Raw genomic sequence first — 2,770 nt, 5'->3', positions numbered from 1 at the left:
GGCCTGCGCGGCGTCAAGCTCGTCGTCTCCGATGCCCATGAAGGCATCAAGGCGGCCGTCACCAAGGTGCTGTGCGCGACATGGCAGAGGTGCCGCGTCCACTTCATGAGGAACGTGCTGGCCCATGCCGGCAAGAGCGGGCGCCGCGTCGTCTCCGCTTTCATCGCCACCGCCTTCGCCCAGGAAACGCCGAGGCCGCAAGCACGCAATGGCGCGCCGTCGCCGACCAGATCCGGCCGATGGTACCGAAGCTGGCGACAATCATGGACGACGCCGAGCCCGACGTGCTTGCCTACATGACTTTCCCCAAGGAGCACCGCGCCAAGCTGGCACTCGACCAACCCGATCGAACGCCTCAACGGCGAGATCAAGCGGCGCACCGAGGTCATCGGCATCTTCCCAAATGATGACGCCATCGTCCGCCTGGTCGGCGCGATCTTGCTCGAACAGAACGACGAATGGGCCGTGCAGCGCGCCAGATACATGACGCTTGTGTGGATGCCAGCACGTTTTGCAAGGAAGATTTTGAACCTTTGAACGCGTGATCGAGTGCGGTCTTGTGTCAGGCCTTGATTTGCGGCCATGACGTGCCGCGGGCCGGTATGGTGATACACGGATCAGGTCCAAATCTTGAAAGCGAGCGTGAGGGCTCGGTGCGTCATTCTGGTTTTCCTGACCCCGATCTGATCGATCATTTGCCCATGCGGTTCAGGCCTTCCTCACATCCCCGACAGACCGGCTTCAGATGCGCTGGTCATACAGACACCGTCGCCGGATTCCGGTAATCCTCTTCCTTTGTCAGCATGGCCCAGATGCCACGCGCCATCTTGTTGGCGAGCGCAATGGCCACGAGCATACGCGGCTTCTTCGGCATCATGCGGGCGAGCCAGGAGCCTTCCGGCGCGCCCTTCCGAGATGCCCATCGGACCACAGCCATGGCTCCAATGATGAGCAATCGTCGAATATCGCATTGGCCCATCTTCGAGGTTCTGCCTAGTCGTTGTTTGCCGCCGGTCGACTTCTGCAACGGGACGAGCCCAAGCCAGGCGGCGAAGTCACGACCGCACTTGAAGGTCTCCATCGGTGGCGCAAAGGTTTCGATGGCAAGGGCGGCGATGGGGCCAACGCCGGGCATGGTTTGCAAGCGCCGAGATGCCTCAGCTTCCCTCGATAGAGCATCGATCTTCTTCCTCAGTGCGTCGATCCGGCCGGTCAGCTGGTAGATCTGGTCCAGCAGATCGCGGCAGATCTCGCGGGCCAGATCAGGCAACTTGGCGTTCTCGTCCTCAACGAAACATTCAAGTCGGCTCAGATAACGAATTCCCTGCGGCGCGATGTAGCCGAACTCATAAAGGTGCGCACGCAACGCGTTGACCAACTCAGTGCGCTGATTGACCAGCTGTTCTCGGGTGCGAAACATTATGGACCGAGACTGCTGCTCCTCGGTTTTCGGTTCGACGAAGCGCATCGTTGGCCGTTGCGCCGCCTCGACGATCGCCTCCGCATCCGCTGCATCGTTCTTCTGCCGCTTGATGAACGCCTTGACATACCGAGGTGCAATCAGCTTCGGCTGATGGCCAAGCCGGACCATCTCGCGAGCCCAATAATGGGAACCGGCGCACGCCTCCATCGCCACTACACATGCTGGCTGATCCGCCATGAACTTGCAAAACTGCAGGCGCGTCAGCTTCTTGCGGAACACGACTGATCCGTCAGCCGCGGCTCCATGCAGCTGAAAGACGTTTTTTGCCAGATCGACCCCAATGATGGTAACTTTTTCCATGGATGCCTGCCTCTCCTTTGCGTGGCTCTAACACCACAAACTTGGCACATTGCGATGCCGTCGGAGAAGGCTGGCATCCACCCCATCTGGAAACCATCAGCCAAATGAGCGATGATCCGCTCATCAGCCTGCCAGCCGTGGCACGCTGATCAGCCCGGCTCCATGCCGGAGAGCGCGGCGACCAAGCCGTCAGCTACACCACTCCCTGGGACACGATCACTGGAGGTCCATCCACTGGACTACGGCCAAGTTGCCTCGGCGCGCTGCTCGACGATAAGGTGATTGGCTGGGTGCAGGGGAATTGCGAAATCGGGCCACGCGCGCTCGGCAACCGGTCAATTCTCGCCGCGCCTTTCTCAAAGGAAACCCATGAGCGGCTAAACCGCATCAAGAACCGGGAGGAGTTTCCGCCCGATCGCGCCAGTTTGCCTGGAGCAGGACGTCGCGCTCCACTTCGACTTGGCACGCCCGTCGCCGTATATGCTTTTTTTCCAGAAAGTTCTCGATAGCAGGTTGAAAGCCGTCACGCATGCCGATGGAACAGCACGGGCCCAGACAGTTTCTCGGGAGCAGAATCCGCGCCTCTTCCAGCTGCTTACCTCGTTCAAGGCGAAAAGCGGGGTCGGCGTCCTTTGCAACACATCGCTGAACTTCAATGGCACCGGCTTCATCAATCGTGCAAGCGATTTGCTAACCTATGCGCGGGCCACAGGTCTCGATGGATTTGTTATCAACGATGATTTTTATCTCCTCAAGATAGCACCCCATGCCGCTTCCCAGCCCCATCGATCGATGCTGCCTCATAGAGATGAGGAATGTCCTTTAGGCCACCGATGAGGAAAATCATCCAGAAGCCACATCCGATCCACGAACTCATCACAGTGATTGACATCAGTGCCTGGTCTGGCGAGATCAGATCATCAATATGAAGCACGAGCTGGTACGGCTGGCGCAGGCGATCGACTGGCCTGTGCTGGAGGAGCGTTT

Annotated in this window: 3 protein-coding genes and 2 pseudogenes; 3 read left to right on the top strand and 2 right to left on the bottom strand. The window is 59.2% G+C overall.

The genetic code is table 11. The features are described from left to right. The first annotated feature begins 3 nt into the window (after nucleotides 1-3). A pseudogene (locus AC0L3N_RS33740) lies at nucleotides 4-537 on the top strand (transposase). Nucleotides 538-754: 217 nt separating this feature from the next. On the opposite strand, the gene AC0L3N_RS33735 reads toward AC0L3N_RS33740, so the two are convergent. Continuing rightward, nucleotides 755-1,783, bottom strand: a complete 1,029-nt coding sequence (locus AC0L3N_RS33735; RefSeq protein ID WP_473551998.1) for an IS110 family RNA-guided transposase — start codon at nucleotides 1,781-1,783, stop codon at nucleotides 755-757. A 278-nt stretch (nucleotides 1,784-2,061) separates the two neighbouring features. Between AC0L3N_RS33735 and AC0L3N_RS33730 the strand changes: the two genes are divergently transcribed. Both AC0L3N_RS33730 and AC0L3N_RS33725 read left to right on the top strand, forming a co-directional pair. Next, complete coding sequence (locus AC0L3N_RS33730) at nucleotides 2,062-2,292, top strand: carbamoyltransferase C-terminal domain-containing protein (RefSeq protein WP_473551995.1); 231 nt, start codon at nucleotides 2,062-2,064, stop codon at nucleotides 2,290-2,292. Continuing rightward, nucleotides 2,198-2,620 (top strand): carbamoyltransferase C-terminal domain-containing protein, encoded by a 423-nt coding sequence (locus AC0L3N_RS33725; RefSeq protein ID WP_473552000.1) that lies wholly within the window; start codon nucleotides 2,198-2,200, stop codon nucleotides 2,618-2,620. Before AC0L3N_RS33730 ends, AC0L3N_RS33725 begins: the two co-directional genes overlap by 95 nt. On the opposite strand, the pseudogene AC0L3N_RS33720 reads toward AC0L3N_RS33725, so the two are convergent. Next, a pseudogene (locus AC0L3N_RS33720) lies at nucleotides 2,535-2,770 on the bottom strand (hypothetical protein); the annotation flags it as partial. The gene AC0L3N_RS33725 and the pseudogene AC0L3N_RS33720 overlap by 86 nt on opposite strands.

The sequence above is a fragment of the Mesorhizobium sp. WSM4807 genome (genome assembly GCF_055811615.1).
Note: the sequence above shows the minus strand (reverse complement) of the source record. Positions and strands in the feature narration are given on the sequence as shown.